The sequence below is a fragment of the Providencia vermicola genome, from assembly GCF_010748935.1.
GTDB classification, from domain to species: domain Bacteria; phylum Pseudomonadota; class Gammaproteobacteria; order Enterobacterales; family Enterobacteriaceae; genus Providencia; species Providencia zhejiangensis.
Map to the genome: position 1 here is coordinate 1280379 of NZ_CP048796.1, position 18235 is coordinate 1298613.

Here is an 18235-nt window from a genome sequence, read left to right on the forward strand (position 1 = left end):
AATTCATTAAAGAGGTTTTTGCCTGTATCTATATGATATTTAAGTGTATTATTTTTTTGTTTTTGAAGCTGAAGATCATAAAAGTATGATGTTATGAGTTCTTTTTTAGTATTATGGTTTATTTGAGTGTTCACTTATAAAATATGACTAATAGCTATGATTAAATTTAAATAGGCAGCTATTCTGATAGGGTTTATCGCTAAGTGTTTAATGTATAATTGGTTAACCAATTATATTCAGGGACTAGGTCAGGCATGATTCGTTGAGTGGGACAGTGCGCCCATGTCAATTTTTTAAGAAAACTTAAAGTAGGCGTGGTTTTAGTCTGTTACCGAGACTAGAGTGAACATCTATCCTTCTTATTCCTGTTAGTGCTATTAGTGACGGCTTATATTGGCTGTTTTTACTGATTACGTATTGTATTTTGTATTAGGATAAAGTGAATTAGGTGTTAATACGTAATAAGTTGCTAACTAATAACAAAAAATAAGTGCATGTGTGTTATCTGGCTAACTTTTAGTTTATCTTGTTCATTATAAACTTATATATTTCAGGTAGATATAAGGAAAAGCTAATGAATAAGAATGCAGCAATAAAATAGATATTAATGGCCTCCACTGTAACTGTAGTAAAGAGTGTTGCAACCGCGAGAATGGTGACAATAATACGCCGGCTATTTGCCGTCATTGCATTAGACAATTCACTAAAAAATGATTCAATAACTTTAAACATAACAATTCCTTTTTATAGTTCCGCGATGAGTGTATATGATTTAAATAAAATATTGAAGCTTTTATTAGCTATTCGTGCTATTTAATATTAAAATCACTTATCAGAATTGTTGTTTTTTAGCACATTTAACTCAAATGATGGGTAAAATGATTTATAATATTGATAATTACATTAAGGTATGGAACTTTAATTACACATTTTGTTTTATTACCTGATGTATAATTTATTTTAATCGATTGATTTGAAAAGAAATTGTTATTTTATGTAATTTTTTAGTGTGTTGCTGTGGCCTATTTTCATGAAAAAATACAAATCAAACAATTAAGTGTTACTACCTAGTGTGTTTTAACTATTTAGAAAGTGATTAATATCACAATTATTTTATTATGTTTAAATACTTTGTCTATTTAATATAAGTATTCTATTAATGACTGTTTAGAGGGGGGATTTTAAAACAGCATCGTTAATACATAGCTGCTTTATTTTAGATAAGTTGTAATTTTATGCGGTTATTGGTGAGTCCACATTGAAAAGAAAAGATAATAGCTAAAAGTAAGCGTAAACGAAAAGGGTATTCACTTCGTTATAGCGAGTGATTTTTATGTGGTTTTAAAAGTACAGCACGGCATTTTAACACTATTCTGATTGATTATTACAATCAATGTCACTATTGTAATGTTTTCGATAACAAGGAACAGATTATGCCATCTATTGATATGACAGAACTATTAGGCTACTCCATTGCTTCTAGCATAAAAATGGTTTGTACGCCATTTGAGTTCTTTTATCAGACCAATATTATTGGTGATGTCAGTGCGTTGTTAACACTATTCTTCGTCTATTAATTTTGATGTTAACTTAAGTATTATCATTGATGGTGAAATTTATTTATAAATTTTACCCAATCAATGACTATGTTATGGTTTTTTGTGGTTTGTTTCTAATAAAATCAATTATTTGTGTTTTTTCTTTCCTCTTTTCTCCGCCTTGTCAGCGTTGTAAGACTGTCATTTATTTTTAATATAAATTGATCTCTTGGCTATCTTATTAAATAAAGCATTTTGATATGGATTATTTTTGTGTGGAAAATCACAAAAAAGAATTATTTCTCATTGTTGAGTTGTTTTCAATGACGATATATTGTTAGTTTTCTTTTAAGTGATTGTGGGCTTATAAATATATTTATATAAAATATTAATTATATTATCTTGGTTTATATTTTGATAATAATTTACTTTTGTGCTCCTATTAAAATTATTATTCCACAATTAGATGGAATAAATAGAATCTACTATTTTTGAAAAAGATAGTTAACTTATTTAAATATGAGGGTAACCATGTCTGAAACGATATTTCCTCAAGGTTTTTTGTGGGGAGGAGCAATGGCAGCGAATCAAGCTGAAGGTGCTTATAGTGAAGGAGGGAAAGGCTTAAGTACCGCAGATGTTATTCCTTATGGAGAAAAAAGGTATCCCATAAAAATCGGTAGAGAAAAACGGTTTCAGTTACAAAGAGATGAATATTATCCTAGTCATGATGCCATTGATTTTTATCATCAATATAAAAGTGATATTGCTTTAATGGCAGAAATGGGGTTCTCGGTTTTTAGAACTTCAATTGCATGGAGTCGGTTATTTCCACGAGGTGATGAAACTACGCCAAACCCAGAAGGTATTGCTTATTATCAAGCCGTATTTAATGAATGCAAAAAATATCATATCGAGCCACTGGTTACCCTGTGTCATTTTGATGTGCCGATGCACTTGGTGATTGAATATGGCTCATGGCGTGAACGTAAGATGATTGATTTTTTCACAACTTATGCCAAGGCCTGCTTTGAAGCTTTTGATGGTTTAGTTAAATATTGGCTCACTTTTAATGAAATTAATTTATTACTTCATACCCCCTTTTCGTCTTCTGGATTATGGTTTGAAGCAGATGAAAATATTGAGCAAGTGAAATATCAGGCTGCTCATCATCAATTAATTGCAAGTGCATTAGCGACTAAGATTGCTCATGAAGTTAACGCCAAAAATCAAGTTGGCTGCATGTTAGCGGGCGGAGGTTATTATCCTTGGTCTCCTAAACCGGCTGATGTGTGGGCGGCAATGGAAAAGGATCGTGAAAACTTGTTTTTTATTGATGTACAGGTACGTGGTATTTATCCTGCTTATGCCCAACGTATTTTTCGTGAAAAGGGGGTTTCGCTAGAAATAGTGGAAGGAGATGAGCAACTTCTTAAAAATACAGTGGACTTTGTGTCTTTCAGCTATTATGCCTCTCGTTGCGCTGCATCGGATATGGAAAGAGATGAAAATCAGTCAGTTAACGCTGAAAAATCATTGACCTCTCCCTATATTCAACATAGTGATTGGGGGTGGGGGATAGACCCTTTGGGATTACGGCTAACAGCGAATATGCTTTACGATCGCTATCAAAAACCGTTGTTTTTAGTTGAAAATGGTTTAGGGGCTCACGATAAGCTTGATGAAAACGGTGAAATTATTGATGACTACCGAATTGACTATCATCGAGCACATATCCAAGCATTAGCGGAAGCGATTGCGGATGGTATACCGGTTATGGGCTATATTTCATGGGGGTGTATTGATCTGGTTTCTGCCTCTACGGGGGAGATGAGTAAACGATATGGATTTGTGTATGTTGATAAAGATGATCACGGAAATGGCTCATTAGCCCGAATACGTAAAAAATCCTTTTGGTGGTACCAGAAAGTAATACAGACGCATGGTCGAGAGTTAGAGTAAATTACACTTTCTTATATTTTGTAGATAAAAAAAAGAGTCCCTTTAGGGACTCTAACCAAATGAAATCACTACTACATGATTTAATTTACAGCGGTATTATGGTTATTTTCTTCACTACTATATCATACATGATGTCAGATTTACTTATACTTGTAGCAACTTTAAAGTGCCAAGTGAGTGAATTCGATGTCTAGAGCGCTCTTTTATCATGCGTTATCTTTTTCACTCTTTAATATACGCTTCTTGGTGAGAGGCTCGTGATTAACTTCATTGAATTATTGTTTGGCAATAATTTCGCTATTTTTTTACTTAGGCATTATTTTGCATAGCGTGTTTGTAAATTGGTTGTATCTTTATCTGCTATGATATAAGCATGCCATGTTATCAATATCATAATATTTCTGTGATTGAATGATCAGCTGTCATCACTCATCCCTTATCTGGATACTAATGTACAATATAATTTGGATGATAAAAATGTGATCTATGTATCAAAATACATTTCAAGTGTTAATATTATTAAGTTAACCTACACTGACTTATGCTAAATTTTCTTTTAAATTCAATTTGTTGATTTTTTATCTCTGTAATAAATCGACATGAATTGAAAGAAATCAACAATAACCAAGAGAATTCTAAGATAAGGGTAATGGTGTATAAACACAGAAAAAATTAAATATTGTTAATAATTTTATCTGTTATTGCTCCCTTCTTTATTAGGTCTTTCGTGACAGAATTGATTCCAGATAAAATTGAAATTTTCACTAGGAAAAATTTTATCTGAGCGATCAATTAAAGGGATAGAAACGACGTTTCTTCCATCTTTATGCATATACGTTTTGACAAGAAACCTTTTATAACTAAAAGAATTTTCACTTTTAAAGATAAGAACTTCACCACATACATACCCAAGGATACCATGATCAAGAGTTTCACGAATTTCATAGTAATTCACATTTTTATACTCAGCCGTTTCTGGAAAAGGGAGGAAGTCCTCTACAGCCTTTTGTGATTTTTTAACGATATCAAGATCTGGGGTATAATTAGCCATCATACCTCCAACAAATGATCCTCCAGCAATAAGAGCAATAATTAAATATGAAAATATATTCTTTTTCATGGCGTTACTCTTTCTATATTATTATAAATAATAGTTACTTATGAATTAGGCTATTTTAAGATAGCATAAGTAGAAGGGTATTTATATGAAGATGTAATAACAATGCTCAAATAAAGACAAAGAGTTACAATTTATAATAAATTGTTATGGTTAATTTAATTAAAATAATTAATTTTATTTACTGGTTTCTTATTTTAAAGTTAATGGGAATGCGAGTAATAAATTAAAAGTAGGAAAATTAGCGATTGTTTTTCATTGTGTTAGCCATATTAATAGCTTCTATTAATTGTGAGCGATTAACTCTATCATTATTACTATCTAGTAATTGTTGCCATAAGCTAATTGCTTTTTCATAATTCGCATTCATAAATGCATCTGAAGCTAATAACATTAAGGCGGTAACTTCATTTTTATCAATTGATAATGACTTATCTATCATTTTTACGGTCATCTCCGTCATTTGTTGCCCTGATTGATAATAAAGGACTGTCGCAATAGCTGAATAAAGTTGTGCATTTTCTCCTGTATATTTCAGTGCTTGCCCATAGGCTATTAATGCATCTTCATAATTATTTTGATAGAGGTAGTATTCACCGAGAATGGCCCAAAGCTCCCCATTTTTAGGTGACTTACGGATATTATCTTGTAGACGTGCAAGATCACTTTGCTGTTGTTGTATTGGTGTCAATAAATACAACGGGTCAGCAGTGCGTTGATATTCTTTATAATTTTCACTAAAACGCGGCAATAAAAAATAACCCGAAACGGTGAAAAATAAGAGTAATAAGAGGGTGAAATTCAGCGAAATAGGCGATAACAACCATGAACCGCTATTTTGCGATACTTTGAATGGAAGTTCAGATGTCAGCTGTTTTGATAACTGACATTGCGGTGAGGCGGGTTGAGTAATGACGTCTTGATAATGTCTTTTAATCTTAGGGAGGCTGCTTTTATATCGATAATAAATTAGGATTATTATCAATATAAAAGCGATAAATGGCGATAGCCACAATACTAGCGTCCCTATGCGCAGGGGCGGATTGTAGAGAACGAAATCACCGTAGCGCTCAGTCATAAAAGCGAGAATTTCTGCTTCTGTTTTGCCTTCAGCAACCATTTTGTAAACTTGATGGCGCATGCTAACAGCGGTAGGGGCATTGGATTCGAGCAGATTTTGGTTTTGGCATTGTGGGCAACGTAATTGTGACGCTATTTGTAATGAAACAGATTGTTGCTCTTGGTGAGTAAATTGCCAAGTATCTACGATATCAGCTTTTGCAATATAGGTGACCATGAACAGTAGAATGAATAAAGGGGTGTAGTGTAATTTAAACATGCTTAGCTCTTCCTTTTATCCAACCCCAAAAAAGTCCAATGCACATGATCAAAGCGCCACCCCAAATCCATTGAACACCATCTTGCACATAAAAGCGTAGTGCATAACGGTTATTTCCTGTTTTTTCGCCTAAAACGGCATACCAGTTTCGTATCCATCCCCAATGCATACTTGGCTCAATCATGAGTTCTTTTCGGGCGGTATAAAATCGACGTTCAGGCATAAGCGTACTGATTAATTTATCTTTTTGAACAACAGTGATTAAGGCCTTTTCTGTTGTGTAATGAGATTGCGCCTCAAGTTGTAGCTGTTGAAACGTAAACTGATACCCTGATAGTGAAATAGAGTGCCCTAATGTCATATTTGCACTAACTTCTTGTTTACTCACTGTTGAGAAAGCAATACCTATAGCGAAGATAATGACACCTGAGTGTGAAATTAAGGAGGATAATTGGCGCTGTATATCTCGAAATGGTCGCAACCACAAAAGAAGCAGTAATGCAGCCATGATAGCCATCATACTGGAGAACAGCTTTCCTTCACGCCAAAAATACAGCGTAATGCCAATCGTACAGATAATAAGGAGAGATAAACGCCAGTAAAAAAATCGAGGAGATATTTTTGGGTAATGTAGCGCCCAAGCGCCAATAACTGCGAGCATTAATAGCCCAAAAGGAAATAAAGCGTGATTAAAGTAAGGTGAGCCAACAGATATTTTCCCCCAGCCAAACATGCTGTAGAGCATTGGATATAGGGTACCAAGGAGTACGATACATAAGACCACCACAAATAAAATCAAAGATAATTGTAAATAGATTTCTCTTGTCGTGAGTGTAGTTTTGGCCCGTGATGGTAAGGTTTGAGCTTTGCTACTGTAAATAAATAAGGCCACCATACTCATGATTATAAATAGCAAAAATAGCGGTAACGCACGAACATTATCAAGGGCAAAGGCATGTACTGAAACGAGTATGCCTGAACGGACGATCAGTGTACCAAGTAGTGATAAAATAAACGCCATAATTGCCAACATCATTGACCAGTGGCGGAAATTTCCTTGTTTTCGTGATGCAGATAAGCTGTGTAGTAGGGCGGTTGCTGCTAGCCATGGTAATAATGAGGCATTCTCGACAGGATCCCAAAACCACCAGCCACCCCATCCCAATTCACTGTAAGCCCACCATGAACCGAGTGTGATACCTAAAGTTAATATGCACCAGCTTGGTACGGCCCAGCGCCAGCAAAGCCATGCAATGGTTTGACTAAAATTACCCGCAACAAGAGCCGCTAAGACTAATGAGGTAACGACCATGAGACCACTATAACCAAGATAAAGTAGAGGAGGATGTAAGATCAGCCCCCAATGCTGCAACATGGGGTTGAGATCACGCCCCTCAATCGCAGGTGGAAAAATCCGCACAAAAGGATCGGAGTAAAAGACGATAAACCACAGCAATGCCGCAGTCATGGCTGACAGGAATATTAAGGCTAGCGCAAAGAATGGATGTTTTTGTTTACGATATCGCCAGGCAACAAGTAAGTTCCAAGCAGATAAGAATAACGCCCATAATAACAATGAACCCTCATGTCCGCCCCAAACCGCGGCTATTTTGATAGCCATTGGCGATAGACGATGGCTATGTTGAGCGACATAGACCACAGAAAAATGGCTTTCAATAAAGCTGATGGTAAGACAAAGAAAGGCGATAGCTAAAAAAATAAATTGTAAAGTGGACCAAAAGACGCCTAATTTTACGGAATTAGGCGTCTTTTTATCGTAACCAACCAACCCAAACAAGGTATGGAAACTGGCTATACACAGTGTTAGCAGTAAGCTAATAAAGCCAATTTCAGGGAGTATCAGTTCCAATGAAGCACCTTGTTTATGTTGATTGTAGTGATTAAGCGACCGTCAATTGTCCTGCATACAGTACGAAGAATCGCAGTAAAAAGACACCAATGAGACTAGCACTGCTGACTAAAATAACCCGAGATGCTGTTTGGCTTTTATTCACCCATTTTTTCAAACTCAAAGGGATAATAAAACCTATTCCTACAACACCAATCCAAAACCACCATGTCCAAAAACCACCACCCAATGCGGCAATTAGGGCGCGCATTTTGCCATCATCCCCAAGTGCTAAACCGATAAAAAATGCTGCCAGCAAAAAGATTTCTAACCAAACGACAAAGCTTTCAACGCGATGTAGAAAATGAGCTTCTTGGTTGTGGATATTTTTACGGTAGCGTAACGCTAAGGCTATCAGTGCAACAGCAATGCCGGATGAAATCCCTGAAAAGAGAAATAATGCAGGCAAAATAGGATTGTTTAAGAAAGGGTATGATTTTAAAGCTGAAAGTAAGAATCCCGTGTAGGCGCCTAACAATACTGCTAAGACGAGCATGGTGACTTCAATCACGCGCATGGCGGGTGTAAATAGGGGGAATAGCCGTTGGATAAAACCCAAACGGGGTAGCCATTTTTGTTGCAATTCAACTAGCTCAGATTGAAAAACGTTGGCTAACCACACGATGAGCACAACCATATACACTTGGAATAACATAACCCCCATCGACATCACAGAGGTTGGGCTATAGTGGAACATCAATTTCCAGAAAGTCCAAGGTCGGGTTAAGTGGAAAATCAAAATCAGTAAACCAAGAATGATGGTCGTTGGTGCAAGTAATAAAGTGGCTCGCATTAGCGTGCTGTTACTCGTCGCTTCGGAAGGGTAAAAGTGACGTAATAAAATGGCGAGTACCACTAACCCCGCTGAAACTCCAATTAAAAAGAGATAAACAGCGATTGGCCAATCCCAGACCAGCGATTCAAAATGGAAAGCAGAAGCGGTTGTCATTGGCTCACCTCCCCATACTTAAATGGAACTCGATAGACTTTGGGTCGAGTACCAAGTGCAATTTTATAGCGATAGGTTGTTTTTTGGCGGAGCATGATTGCAATATCACTGTTTGGGTCATCCAAATTACCAAAAATGAGCGCTTTTGTTGGACATGCTTCAACACAAGCCGGTTGTTGACCTTTTTTCAAATTGGTTTTACGGCAAAAGTCACATTTATCGGCAGTTTTATTAACAGGATGAATAAAACGTACTCGATAAGGGCATGCCGCAATGCAGTATTGGCAACCGACACACAAGTCTGGATTAACATCGACAATACCGGTTGTCTTATCGATAAATGAGGCCCCTGTCGGGCAGACATCGACGCAAGGGGCATGCTCACAATGTTGGCATGAATGCCTAAAGAAACGATATTTGATATCAGGAAAGTGGCCAATTGGTTCACTACGGATAATCGTTAATCTTGAAACGCCTTCAGGCACGTGATTGACTTCTCGGCAAGCGTCCATACAAGCTGTACAGCCAATACATAAGGCTTCATCATGAATCATGCCATAGCGTAGCCCATTAATTTTCATTGTATTTGCTAGAGTATGGACCGTCGTCCCTCCAGACGCAGCTAACACTCCTGCATAGATAATAAATTGACGACGCGAACAACTCATGGCTGCTCCTTACGCAATTTTACCGCCGCTGGATTGAAATCAGGGTTGTTGCGTTGCTCTGAGTGGCAATCAACACAAATTGTTATGCGTCCTTTGTCATTGAGAACCTTCATCGTATCTTGTTTTGGATGAAGATCATGGCAACTTGCGCAGGCGACTTTGGTCACATGCACATCATGTGGCCAGAACGCTTTTTGTAGCTGTTCGGGTAAATGACATGATAGGCAAACACTATTTTGTTGCTCCACGCTATACATAGGGTGGTTGAAACGCATGACATCTTTCGCCCCTTCACGATGGTGAGGACCTGGATTGCCATGGCAGTTAGTACAGGTCACTGGAAGGTTATTGTTAGGATTGATGACGGATGCATGAGTTCCATGCATACCCTCTTTGTCGGGTTTATGGCAATCCAAACAAGCAGCATCGGGATTACGTTGCTGAGTGACAACCCAGCGTTCACCATTCTCTGGTGTGGATGGTGTCGCTGCGGATGCGGCAATGCTCCATAACAAGCCTGACGCCAGCACCCCAGCAGTTAATAACGAACGTAGTACGCTCATATTGACTCCATTGTTATGCCGCCACTTTGCAGAGGCGGATTGCGGTTATTGGCTTAGCAGATTGTTTTTACGAGCTTGATCATCCCACTCCGGTACAATGGTTTTCAAAAACTCTTGTTTTTCAGCATTGATTTTTTGCATATCCAAACCAATTGCCTGTTGGGCTTTTTCTTTGGTTGAAATATCAGGAATAGCAATTTCATGGGTAACGCCTTTCGCACCTAACAAGCGCACCAATTTAGTCCGTGCATCGGCAGCTTTATTCATCGCTCCACCTAGCATACGTAGGCCTTCATCAGGCGCATGCATATGAATACCATGAGACGCAATCGCGAGGTCCCAACGCCATTGAGCATGGCGAATATCAGCTAAAATAGGTGCCATTTCTTTTTCTGTCGCACCAGCATCCCAAGCTGCTTTGGCTTCAAAGTGGGCATGCACGAGTTGATCTTCCACTTTGATTTTCATCTCTTGGATCGCTTGTTTACGCTCAGCGACAACAGCTTGTAGCGCTTGTTTGCTTTGGGTATGGCAATTACGGCAGGTTTGTTCAAAGTTATCGAAAGGGTTTCCTATTTTGTGGCTGGTATAGAGTTCACCTTTTTCATTTTGCAATTTAGGCATATGGCAGTCGATACAGGTGACGTTATTTTTTCCGTGAATACCTGCACTCCATGTTTCGAACTCAGGATGCTGTGCTTTTAGCATGGGGGCTTTTGACAGTGAGTTTGTCCAATCAGAAAAACCGATATTGTCATAATACACTTCCATGTCTTCTACTTTGGTACCGTTATCCCAAGGGAATTTGACGGATTTATTGTCTCCTGCAAAGTAATATTCGACATGGCATTGACCACACACCATAGATTGTTGTTCGAAACGGCTCGCGTGCTCAAAAGGCTTTCCAATGGTTTCCATAGCTCTTGCGGCATAGGGACGTGTGAGTGTAAGCGCAGGTTTACCTTGAGCAAATTCAGGTGAGTCAGTTTTGTGGCAGTCAGCACATCCTAATACATTAACGATTTCGGGGCCGCCTTTTGCCCATTTACCATGGAAATAGTTATCTTCGCCTTGTTCTTGAATCAGTCTGGCAACATCAGGACTTTTGCAGCTCCAACATGCCATAGGAAGTGGGCCATCTTGTGCGTTTTTAGGTGCCCCAGTTCTTAGTGTCTCACGCACATCAATGAGTGCGTAAGCATGACCGCGAGGCTTGTTGTAATCACGAGAAAAAGGATAACCAGCCCAAAGGATCACTAAGCGTGGATCCTCAGCAAGAGCGTCTTCACGTTGTGCTTGCTCAGAGGTTGCACGCCATGAATGATATTGATCAGGATGTGACTGAGCAAAGGACTCATTTTTGGTATTAATGGTTGATGATGCTTCCTTTGATTCTGTTTGTGCGTGGATAGAGTTACTAAATAGAAATATTCCTGCAAGCAAACTCAGTAAGCACAGAATACTATTTCTTATCTTTGCCATAAGGGCCTCGAGTGATGTAAGCCAGCCATCCCATTGGCTGTAATATTATTATTTATAAGTGATGGCAAATAGATGATTGCCATCATGACATGCCTAGTTAATAGCTCTAGCAAATAACCACACTCAAAATATTGTTTTTGAGCAAAGCTAAATTTATTAAAAGAAGTGTGATTAAGATAATGTGAGTAATATCTGATCATGGATGTAAATTAGGAAAGAAAACATAAAACAGTCTAAAATAAAAAGAGGTATTCAGCCGTTAAGATTTATTCTCATTATCAGCGATAATAATGAGGACGATAATGCGTTGTGAATGACAGTGTTCAATGAGTCCGCAAGGCTTTCGATTTATAGAATGAAAAATAAAATGTGCATTAGTTCTAATATTTTCGATATGAAAAGAATAAAGAGAATTGCTCTTATACCTCTTTAGTAGTATTTCTATCTGTTATAGATATGAATATTTCATGAAGGTTTAGGTTTAATTTGGTTTACCCTATTTAAAAAATGTTAATAACTTTTTACTACTCTAAATATAATATAAGGGTTAGTCAGCAAGTTACCTAATAAAATTCAAAATACTTTCCAAGTAAACTATTTTTTTTCAATTAATATAATAATTAATGTTACCTACTTAGTAGTATGTATTTTTATACCCTCAGTCGTTAATATTTGTCATTAATACACATATAAAATTTGCGGTTAATTTTCAATTTTTGCATTAATTTTGTTTGGGCAATGTTAAGGAAATCAACATGGTTGATATCACCCGTCGGGGAGTATTAACAGGTGCGTGGCGCAGTGCGACGCCTGTTGTTCGACCGCCATGGAGTGGTAGTGAAGATCGCTTTATTGAAAGTTGCATTCGTTGCAACGAATGCCTTACACATTGTGAAACTGCAATTCTCGTTTCCGGCCCTGGCGGTTATCCTGTCGTTGATTTTTTACAAGGGGAATGCACATTCTGCTATGCTTGTGCTACCGCGTGTCCTGAACCAATATTTCTGCCGCAAACGTCTCAGCCTTGGGATATTTCCATTTCTATTGCTCAAACCTGTCTGGCCTACCGTTCTATTGAATGTCGACGTTGCGAAGACAATTGTGAGCCGCAAGTGATCTCTTTTCGTCCATCACTGACTGGAATCTATCAGCCCAAGATTGATAAGCAGGGTTGTACAGGTTGTGGCGCCTGTGTTGCCAGTTGCCCTGTATCAGCCATTACTTTGGAGCATGAAAATGCACAATAGCTGGCAAGTATGTAGTTTGATTGTACAAGTAAAATGTGAACAGGCTTGCACTGTGACGACGGCTTTGAATCAATTGCCTGGTTGCGAGGTGGCGATTAGCTCACCTGAAACAGGCAAATTGATTGTTGTTGTTGAGTCAGAACACAGTCGCACTCTGATTGATACTATTGATTCAGTACGCAATGTTGAAGGCGTGCTGTCTGTTTCGCTGGTTTACCACCAGCAGGATGAGCAATGTGAGGAAAATGATGAAACTCAGTCGTCGTAGCTTCATGAAAGCCAATGCTGTTGCGGCCGCTGCTGCGGCGGCAGGTATTGGTGCACCGAGTCTCGCTAAGGCAGTCGTCGGGCAACAAGAGGACATCAAATGGGATAAGGCGCCTTGCCGCTTTTGTGGTACAGGGTGCGGTGTACTTGTAGGAACCCAAAATGGCCGTATAGTGGCGAGCCAAGGCGATCCAGAAGCGCCGGTTAATCGGGGTTTAAACTGCATTAAAGGGTATTTCTTACCTAAAATTATGTACGGAAAAGACCGTTTGACTCAGCCATTGCTGCGTATGAAAGACGGTGAATATGACAAAAATGGTGAGTTTACCCCTGTAACTTGGGAAAAAGCCTTTGATGTCATGGAAGAAAAACTCAAAACGACATTAAAAGCGCGCGGCCCTGAAGGCGTGGGTATGTTTGGCTCCGGTCAGTGGACCGTGTGGGAAGGTTATGCAGCCTCTAAATTGTTCAAAGGGGGGTTCCGTTCTAATAATTTAGACCCGAATGCACGTCACTGCATGGCTTCTGCGGTTGTTGGCTTTATGCGTACTTTCGGTATGGATGAGCCTATGGGTTGCTATGATGATATCGAGCAAGCCGATGCATTTGTGCTTTGGGGCTCAAATATGGCAGAGATGCACCCTATTTTGTGGTCTCGGATCACCAATCGCCGCTTATCTGACCCAAATGTGCGTGTTGCGGTTCTTTCTACCTTTAAACACCGTAGTTTTGAATTGGCGGATAACGGCATTGTGTTTACGCCGCAATCTGACTTAGTGATCCTGAATTATATTGCTAACTATATTATTGAAAATAATGCGGTTAATCAGGAATTCTTTGATAAACACGTTAATTTACGCCGTGGTGCAACGGATATCGGTTATGGCTTACGACCCACTCATCCTTTAGAACAAAGTGCCAAAAACCCAGGTTCAGATGCTTCAGAACCAATGACATGGGATGAGTATAAGGCATTCGTTGCTGACTATACGCTAGACAAAACCGCCGAAATGACGGGAGTTCCTAAAGATCAGTTAGAAGCATTAGCTAAACTGTATGCTGATCCAAACATAAAAGTAGTCTCTTACTGGACGATGGGCTTTAATCAGCACACTCGTGGTGTTTGGGCAAATAACCTTTGTTATAACTTGCACTTATTGACCGGAAAAATCTCACAACCAGGTTGTGGTCCTTTCTCATTGACAGGACAGCCATCAGCATGTGGTACGGCTCGTGAGGTAGGCACTTTTGCACACCGCTTACCCGCAGACATGGTCGTAACCAATGAAAAACATCGTGAGAAAGTCGAACAAGTTTGGCAATTACCCGCTGGTACGATCCCAGAAAAAGTGGGGCTACATGCGGTAGCGCAAGATCGTGCATTAAAAGACGGTACACTCAACTTCTATTGGGTAATGTGCAACAACAACATGCAAGCTGGCCCAAATATTAACGAAGAACGCATGCCGGGTTGGCGTGATCCGCGCAATTTTATCGTCGTTTCAGACCCTTATCCGACCGTGAGTGCTATCTCTGCTGACTTGATCTTACCGACTGCAATGTGGGTTGAAAAAGAAGGTGCTTATGGTAACGCAGAGCGTCGGACACAATTTTGGCGTCAACAAGTTAAAGCGCCAGGCGAAGCAAAATCTGACCTGTGGCAGATGGTGCAATTTTCTCGTCGCTTTAAAACAGAAGAAGTGTGGCCTGAAGAGTTACTGGCTAAGAAACCTGAATACCGTGGTAAGACGCTTTATGATGTTCTGTTTGCAACCCAAGCCGTTACTCAGTTTCCGATTTCAGAGTTGGCAGAAGGCCAATTAAATGATGAGTCGCGGGAACTCGGTTTCTACCTGCAAAAAGGCTTATTTGAAGAGTACGCAAGTTTTGGCCGAGGCCACGGTCACGACCTTGCACCATTCGATGACTACCACAAAGCACGTGGTATCCGTTGGCCTGTGGTTGATGGTAAAGAGACACAATGGCGTTATAGCGAAGGGCATGACCCGTATGTCAAAGCTGGCAGTGGCTACCAATTCTATGGCAAGCCCGATGGCAAGGCGGTCATTTTTGCTCTGCCATTTGAGCCAGCCGCAGAAATACCAGACAAAGAATATGACTTGTGGCTATCGACGGGTCGAGTATTAGAGCATTGGCATACAGGCAGTATGACGCGTCGTGTACCAGAGTTACATCGTGCATTTCCTGAGTCACAAGTATTTATGCATCCATTAGATGCGAAAGACAGAGGGTTGCGCCGTGGTGACAAAGTGAAAGTCGTTTCGCGTCGTGGTGAGGTGACGACTATCGTTGAAACACGCGGGCGCAATCGGCCACCGAAAGGACTGGTGTATATGGCCTTCTTTGATGCATCTCAGTTAGTGAATAACTTAACGCTAGATGCTACCGATCCGCTTTCAAAAGAGACGGATTACAAAAAATGTGCCGTTAAGCTAGAGAAGGTGTAATTGCTCATGTCCCAGAAGCCGAAACTTCAAAATAGTCGCCGCCGTTTTTTGCGTGATACCGTTCGCGCGGCAGGTGGATTGGCCGCTATTGGTGTGGTACTGGGGTTACAACAGCAAACCTCCCGAGCGAGCGGAATTCGTCTTCGTCCGCCGGGAGCCATTAATGAAAATGCATTTGCAAGTGCTTGTGTTCGTTGTGGTCAATGCGTGCAAGCCTGTCCTTATGACATGTTAAAACTGGCCACACTAGCCTCGGGATTAGCGGCGGGAACGCCTTATTTCATTGCACGGGAAAACCCTTGTGAAATGTGTGAGGACATTCCTTGTGCCAAAGTGTGTCCAAGTGGTGCATTGGATAAAGAGATCGACTCCATCAACGACGCTCGAATGGGGCTGGCAGTGTTACTTGATCAGGAAAACTGCCTCAATTTTCAAGGACTACGCTGTGATGTCTGTTATCGCGTTTGTCCGTTAATTGATGAAGCAATTACCCTAGAAATAGAGCAAAACCACCGTACCGGCAAACATGCTCGCTTTTTACCTACAGTGCATAGCAGTGCTTGTACTGGATGTGGTAAATGCGAGCAAGCTTGTGTTTTAGAAGAGGCGGCAATCAAAGTGCTTCCATTAACGCTGGCTAAAGGGGAGTTAGGACATCACTACCGCTTTGGTTGGTTGGAGGGAAATGATGGCAAATCGTAAACGCGATGCTGGGCGTGAGGCACTGGCGAAAAAAGGGTGGTGGCAAAGTCACAAATGGTTGTGGATGCGTCGGGTCAGCCAATTTTTGGTGTTAGCGATGTTTTTGAGTGGGCCTTGGTTTGGGGTATGGATCTTACACGGTAACTATAGCAGTAGTTTATTGTTAGATACCGTGCCATTAACCGACCCACTGATTACATTAGAAAGCCTTGCAAGTGGCTATTTGCCAGCCATTTCAGCATTAATTGGCGCTGCCATTGTATTACTGGTTTATGCATTTTTAGGAAAACGCATTTTTTGCAGTTGGGTATGTCCGATTAATCCAGTGACAGATGCCGCGGCGTGGCTACGTCGTAAATTCGATTTTAATCAATCCGCGACGATACCGCGCTATATCCGTTATGTGTTGCTTATCGTGATTTTGATAGGCTCCGCGGTCACGGGAACTTTAGTGTGGGAATGGATTAACCCCGTTTCATTAATGGGCCGAAGTCTAATATTCGGTTTTGGCAGCGGAGCGTTGCTACTGCTCGCCTTATTTTTATTTGATTTACTCGTTGTGGAGCATGGCTGGTGCGGCCATCTATGTCCGCTCGGTGCGTTATATGGCATCGCGGGCTGTAAAGGGGCTATCACCGTTGCAGCGATGAACAAACAAAACTGTACCCGCTGTATGGATTGCTTCCACATTTGTCCGGAGCCGCAAGTACTGCGAGCGTCGGTTTTAGATAAACAAGCCCCAGTCATGATATCTGATAAGGATTGCATTACATGCGGTCGTTGTATTGATGTGTGTTCTGAGGATGTTTTTAAAATAACACTACGATGGAGTTCGGGAGCGAAATCATGAAAATCCATGCCCTGATTAAGACAGCGAGCCGTTGGATGGTTGGAATGGCCCTCATTGCGACGAGCCTGACTTGGGCTGCAAATGGCGTCGATCTTTCTAAGTCACCAGAAGTGTCTGGTACTCAAGAGGGGAGCATTCATATCCCTAAAGAGCAGGAAAGAATGGCATTAAACTATGTGAATCAACCTCCAATGATCCCACATAGTGTTGAAGGATATCAAATTACCACCAACACAAACCGTTGCTTGCAATGCCATGGTGTTGAAAACTATCGCACCACAGGGGCACCTCGCGTGAGTCCAACTCACTTTATGGATGCGACGGGTAAGGTGCTGGGCGGGGTAGCACCAAACCGTTATTTCTGTTTGCAGTGTCATGTACCACAGTCAGATACTTCACCCATTGTGGATAACACATTCACCCCATCCAAAGGCTTTGGTCAATAAGGGGCACTCATGGCTAAGAATAATGAAAAACCGGGTTTGATCCGTCGAGTATGGCAGTGGTGGCGACGTCCAAGCCGCTTGGCATTGGGAACGTTGTTACTGATTGGTTTTGTGAGTGGCGTCATTTTCTGGGGCGGATTCAACACGGGCATGGAAATGGCGAATACAGAAGAGTTTTGTATTAGTTGTCATGAAATGCGTGAGAATGTTTATGAAGAGTACATGGATACTATTCACTACACTAACCGTAGTGGTGTGAGAGCAACTTGCCCTGATTGCCATGTACCCCATGAATTTGTGCCTAAAATGGTCAGAAAGATCAAAGCGAGTAAAGAACTTTATGGTAAGGCATTTGGCATCATTGATACCCCACAAAAATTTGAAGAGCATCGTTTAGCGATGGCGCAAAATGAGTGGCGAAGGATGAAAGATAACGATTCACAGGAATGTCGTAATTGCCATAACTTTGAATATATGGATTTTACAGCCCAAAAAGGGGTCGCTGCTAAAATGCATGACCAAGCCATTATTGATGGAAAAACCTGTATTGATTGCCATAAAGGGATAGCGCATAAGTTACCTGATATGCGTGACGTTGAACCTGGTTTTTAAATGAAAAAAGCGGGTTCATGACGAGTGCTTGAATCCGCTTATGTCTGACAAGCACCGAGGCTAGTGAACAGTTAATTGTTTGACTAGCCTCAAGTTATATTTGTGTTATATCAATA

16 protein-coding genes are annotated in these 18235 nt (G+C 40.3%); 9 read left to right on the forward strand and 7 right to left on the reverse strand.

What is annotated here, in order from left to right; all coding sequences use genetic code 11:
* Positions 1 to 1433 precede the first annotated feature (1433 nt).
* Both G3341_RS05485 and ascB read left to right on the forward strand, forming a co-directional pair.
* Positions 1434 to 1577 carry a hypothetical protein gene (locus G3341_RS05485; protein ID WP_154635554.1) on the forward strand — a complete coding sequence of 48 codons (144 nt, stop codon included), beginning with the start codon at positions 1434 to 1436 and terminating at the stop codon, positions 1575 to 1577.
* A 492-nt stretch (positions 1578 to 2069) separates the two neighbouring features.
* Positions 2070 to 3500: a 6-phospho-beta-glucosidase gene (gene ascB, locus G3341_RS05490; protein WP_163860854.1), complete on the forward strand. Its 1431-nt coding sequence runs from the start codon at positions 2070 to 2072 to the stop codon at positions 3498 to 3500.
* 691 nt (positions 3501 to 4191) lie between these two features.
* Here ascB and G3341_RS05495 read toward each other — a convergent pair.
* From G3341_RS05495 to nrfA, 7 genes are all read right to left on the reverse strand, one after another.
* Positions 4192 to 4620, reverse strand: coding sequence for a hypothetical protein (locus tag G3341_RS05495; RefSeq protein WP_163860855.1), 429 nt, complete (start codon positions 4618 to 4620; stop codon positions 4192 to 4194).
* A 238-nt stretch (positions 4621 to 4858) separates the two neighbouring features.
* Entirely contained in the window at positions 4859 to 5956 is a 1098-nt protein-coding gene (gene nrfF, locus G3341_RS20940; protein ID WP_163860856.1) for a heme lyase NrfEFG subunit NrfF, read from the reverse strand.
* Complete coding sequence (locus tag G3341_RS05505) at positions 5949 to 7826, reverse strand: heme lyase CcmF/NrfE family subunit (protein WP_163860857.1); 1878 nt, start codon at positions 7824 to 7826, stop codon at positions 5949 to 5951. The genes nrfF and G3341_RS05505 overlap by 8 nt, the downstream gene beginning before the upstream one ends.
* A gap of 31 nt (positions 7827 to 7857) precedes the next feature.
* Positions 7858 to 8814: a cytochrome c nitrite reductase subunit NrfD gene (gene nrfD, locus G3341_RS05510; RefSeq protein WP_163860858.1), complete on the reverse strand. Its 957-nt coding sequence runs from the start codon at positions 8812 to 8814 to the stop codon at positions 7858 to 7860.
* The gene (nrfC, locus tag G3341_RS05515; RefSeq protein WP_154622025.1) at positions 8811 to 9482 is read right to left on the reverse strand and encodes a cytochrome c nitrite reductase Fe-S protein; all 672 of its coding nucleotides are present in this window, start codon (positions 9480 to 9482) and stop codon (positions 8811 to 8813) included. Before nrfC ends, nrfD begins: the two co-directional genes overlap by 4 nt.
* Positions 9479 to 10045, reverse strand: coding sequence for a cytochrome c nitrite reductase pentaheme subunit (gene nrfB / locus G3341_RS05520; RefSeq protein WP_154622026.1), 567 nt, complete (start codon positions 10043 to 10045; stop codon positions 9479 to 9481). The genes nrfC and nrfB overlap by 4 nt, the downstream gene beginning before the upstream one ends.
* A 45-nt stretch (positions 10046 to 10090) precedes the next feature.
* Complete coding sequence (nrfA, locus tag G3341_RS05525; protein WP_163860859.1) at positions 10091 to 11527, reverse strand: ammonia-forming nitrite reductase cytochrome c552 subunit; 1437 nt, start codon at positions 11525 to 11527, stop codon at positions 10091 to 10093.
* A gap of 755 nt (positions 11528 to 12282) precedes the next feature.
* Here nrfA and napF point away from each other — a divergent pair.
* From napF to napC, 7 genes are read left to right on the forward strand one after another with little or no spacing between them, the layout of a single operon-like run.
* Positions 12283 to 12774, forward strand: a complete 492-nt coding sequence (gene napF / locus G3341_RS05530) for a ferredoxin-type protein NapF (RefSeq protein ID WP_154623884.1) — start codon at positions 12283 to 12285, stop codon at positions 12772 to 12774.
* The gene (gene napD / locus G3341_RS05535) at positions 12764 to 13042 is read left to right on the forward strand and encodes a chaperone NapD (RefSeq protein ID WP_196713400.1); all 279 of its coding nucleotides are present in this window, start codon (positions 12764 to 12766) and stop codon (positions 13040 to 13042) included. The genes napF and napD overlap by 11 nt, the downstream gene beginning before the upstream one ends.
* A complete protein-coding gene (gene napA, locus G3341_RS05540; protein WP_163863504.1) occupies positions 13023 to 15509 on the forward strand; it encodes a nitrate reductase catalytic subunit NapA in 2487 nt (828 codons plus the stop codon). Before napD ends, napA begins: the two co-directional genes overlap by 20 nt.
* 6 nt (positions 15510 to 15515) lie before the next feature.
* Positions 15516 to 16211 carry a ferredoxin-type protein NapG gene (gene napG / locus G3341_RS05545; RefSeq protein WP_154623886.1) on the forward strand — a complete coding sequence of 232 codons (696 nt, stop codon included), beginning with the start codon at positions 15516 to 15518 and terminating at the stop codon, positions 16209 to 16211.
* The gene (gene napH / locus G3341_RS05550; protein ID WP_163860861.1) at positions 16198 to 17061 is read left to right on the forward strand and encodes a quinol dehydrogenase ferredoxin subunit NapH; all 864 of its coding nucleotides are present in this window, start codon (positions 16198 to 16200) and stop codon (positions 17059 to 17061) included. The genes napG and napH overlap by 14 nt, the downstream gene beginning before the upstream one ends.
* On the forward strand, positions 17058 to 17507 hold the full coding sequence (gene napB, locus G3341_RS05555; RefSeq protein ID WP_154623888.1) for a nitrate reductase cytochrome c-type subunit: 450 nt from the start codon (positions 17058 to 17060) through the stop codon (positions 17505 to 17507). Before napH ends, napB begins: the two co-directional genes overlap by 4 nt.
* A gap of 9 nt (positions 17508 to 17516) precedes the next feature.
* Positions 17517 to 18119: a cytochrome c-type protein NapC gene (napC, locus tag G3341_RS05560; protein WP_154623889.1), complete on the forward strand. Its 603-nt coding sequence runs from the start codon at positions 17517 to 17519 to the stop codon at positions 18117 to 18119.
* Positions 18120 to 18235: the final 116 nt, after the last annotated feature.

Bases quoted from the DNA above. Each gene is read 5' to 3' on its own strand.
- G3341_RS05485 (WP_154635554.1), top strand. From the start codon at position 1,434: ATGCCATCTATTGATATGACAGAACTATTAGGCTACTCCATTGCTTCT.
- ascB (WP_163860854.1), top strand. From the start codon at position 2,070: ATGTCTGAAACGATATTTCCTCAAGGTTTTTTGTGGGGAGGAGCAATG.
- G3341_RS05495 (WP_163860855.1), bottom strand. From the start codon at position 4,620: ATGAAAAAGAATATATTTTCATATTTAATTATTGCTCTTATTGCTGGA.
- nrfF (WP_163860856.1), bottom strand. From the start codon at position 5,956: ATGTTTAAATTACACTACACCCCTTTATTCATTCTACTGTTCATGGTC.
- nrfD (WP_163860858.1), bottom strand. From the start codon at position 8,814: ATGACAACCGCTTCTGCTTTCCATTTTGAATCGCTGGTCTGGGATTGG.
- nrfC (WP_154622025.1), bottom strand. From the start codon at position 9,482: ATGAGTTGTTCGCGTCGTCAATTTATTATCTATGCAGGAGTGTTAGCT.
- nrfB (WP_154622026.1), bottom strand. From the start codon at position 10,045: ATGAGCGTACTACGTTCGTTATTAACTGCTGGGGTGCTGGCGTCAGGC.
- nrfA (WP_163860859.1), bottom strand. From the start codon at position 11,527: ATGGCAAAGATAAGAAATAGTATTCTGTGCTTACTGAGTTTGCTTGCA.
- napF (WP_154623884.1), top strand. From the start codon at position 12,283: ATGGTTGATATCACCCGTCGGGGAGTATTAACAGGTGCGTGGCGCAGT.
- napD (WP_196713400.1), top strand. From the start codon at position 12,764: ATGCACAATAGCTGGCAAGTATGTAGTTTGATTGTACAAGTAAAATGT.
- napA (WP_163863504.1), top strand. From the start codon at position 13,023: ATGAAACTCAGTCGTCGTAGCTTCATGAAAGCCAATGCTGTTGCGGCC.
- napG (WP_154623886.1), top strand. From the start codon at position 15,516: ATGTCCCAGAAGCCGAAACTTCAAAATAGTCGCCGCCGTTTTTTGCGT.
- napH (WP_163860861.1), top strand. From the start codon at position 16,198: ATGGCAAATCGTAAACGCGATGCTGGGCGTGAGGCACTGGCGAAAAAA.
- napB (WP_154623888.1), top strand. From the start codon at position 17,058: ATGAAAATCCATGCCCTGATTAAGACAGCGAGCCGTTGGATGGTTGGA.
- napC (WP_154623889.1), top strand. From the start codon at position 17,517: ATGGCTAAGAATAATGAAAAACCGGGTTTGATCCGTCGAGTATGGCAG.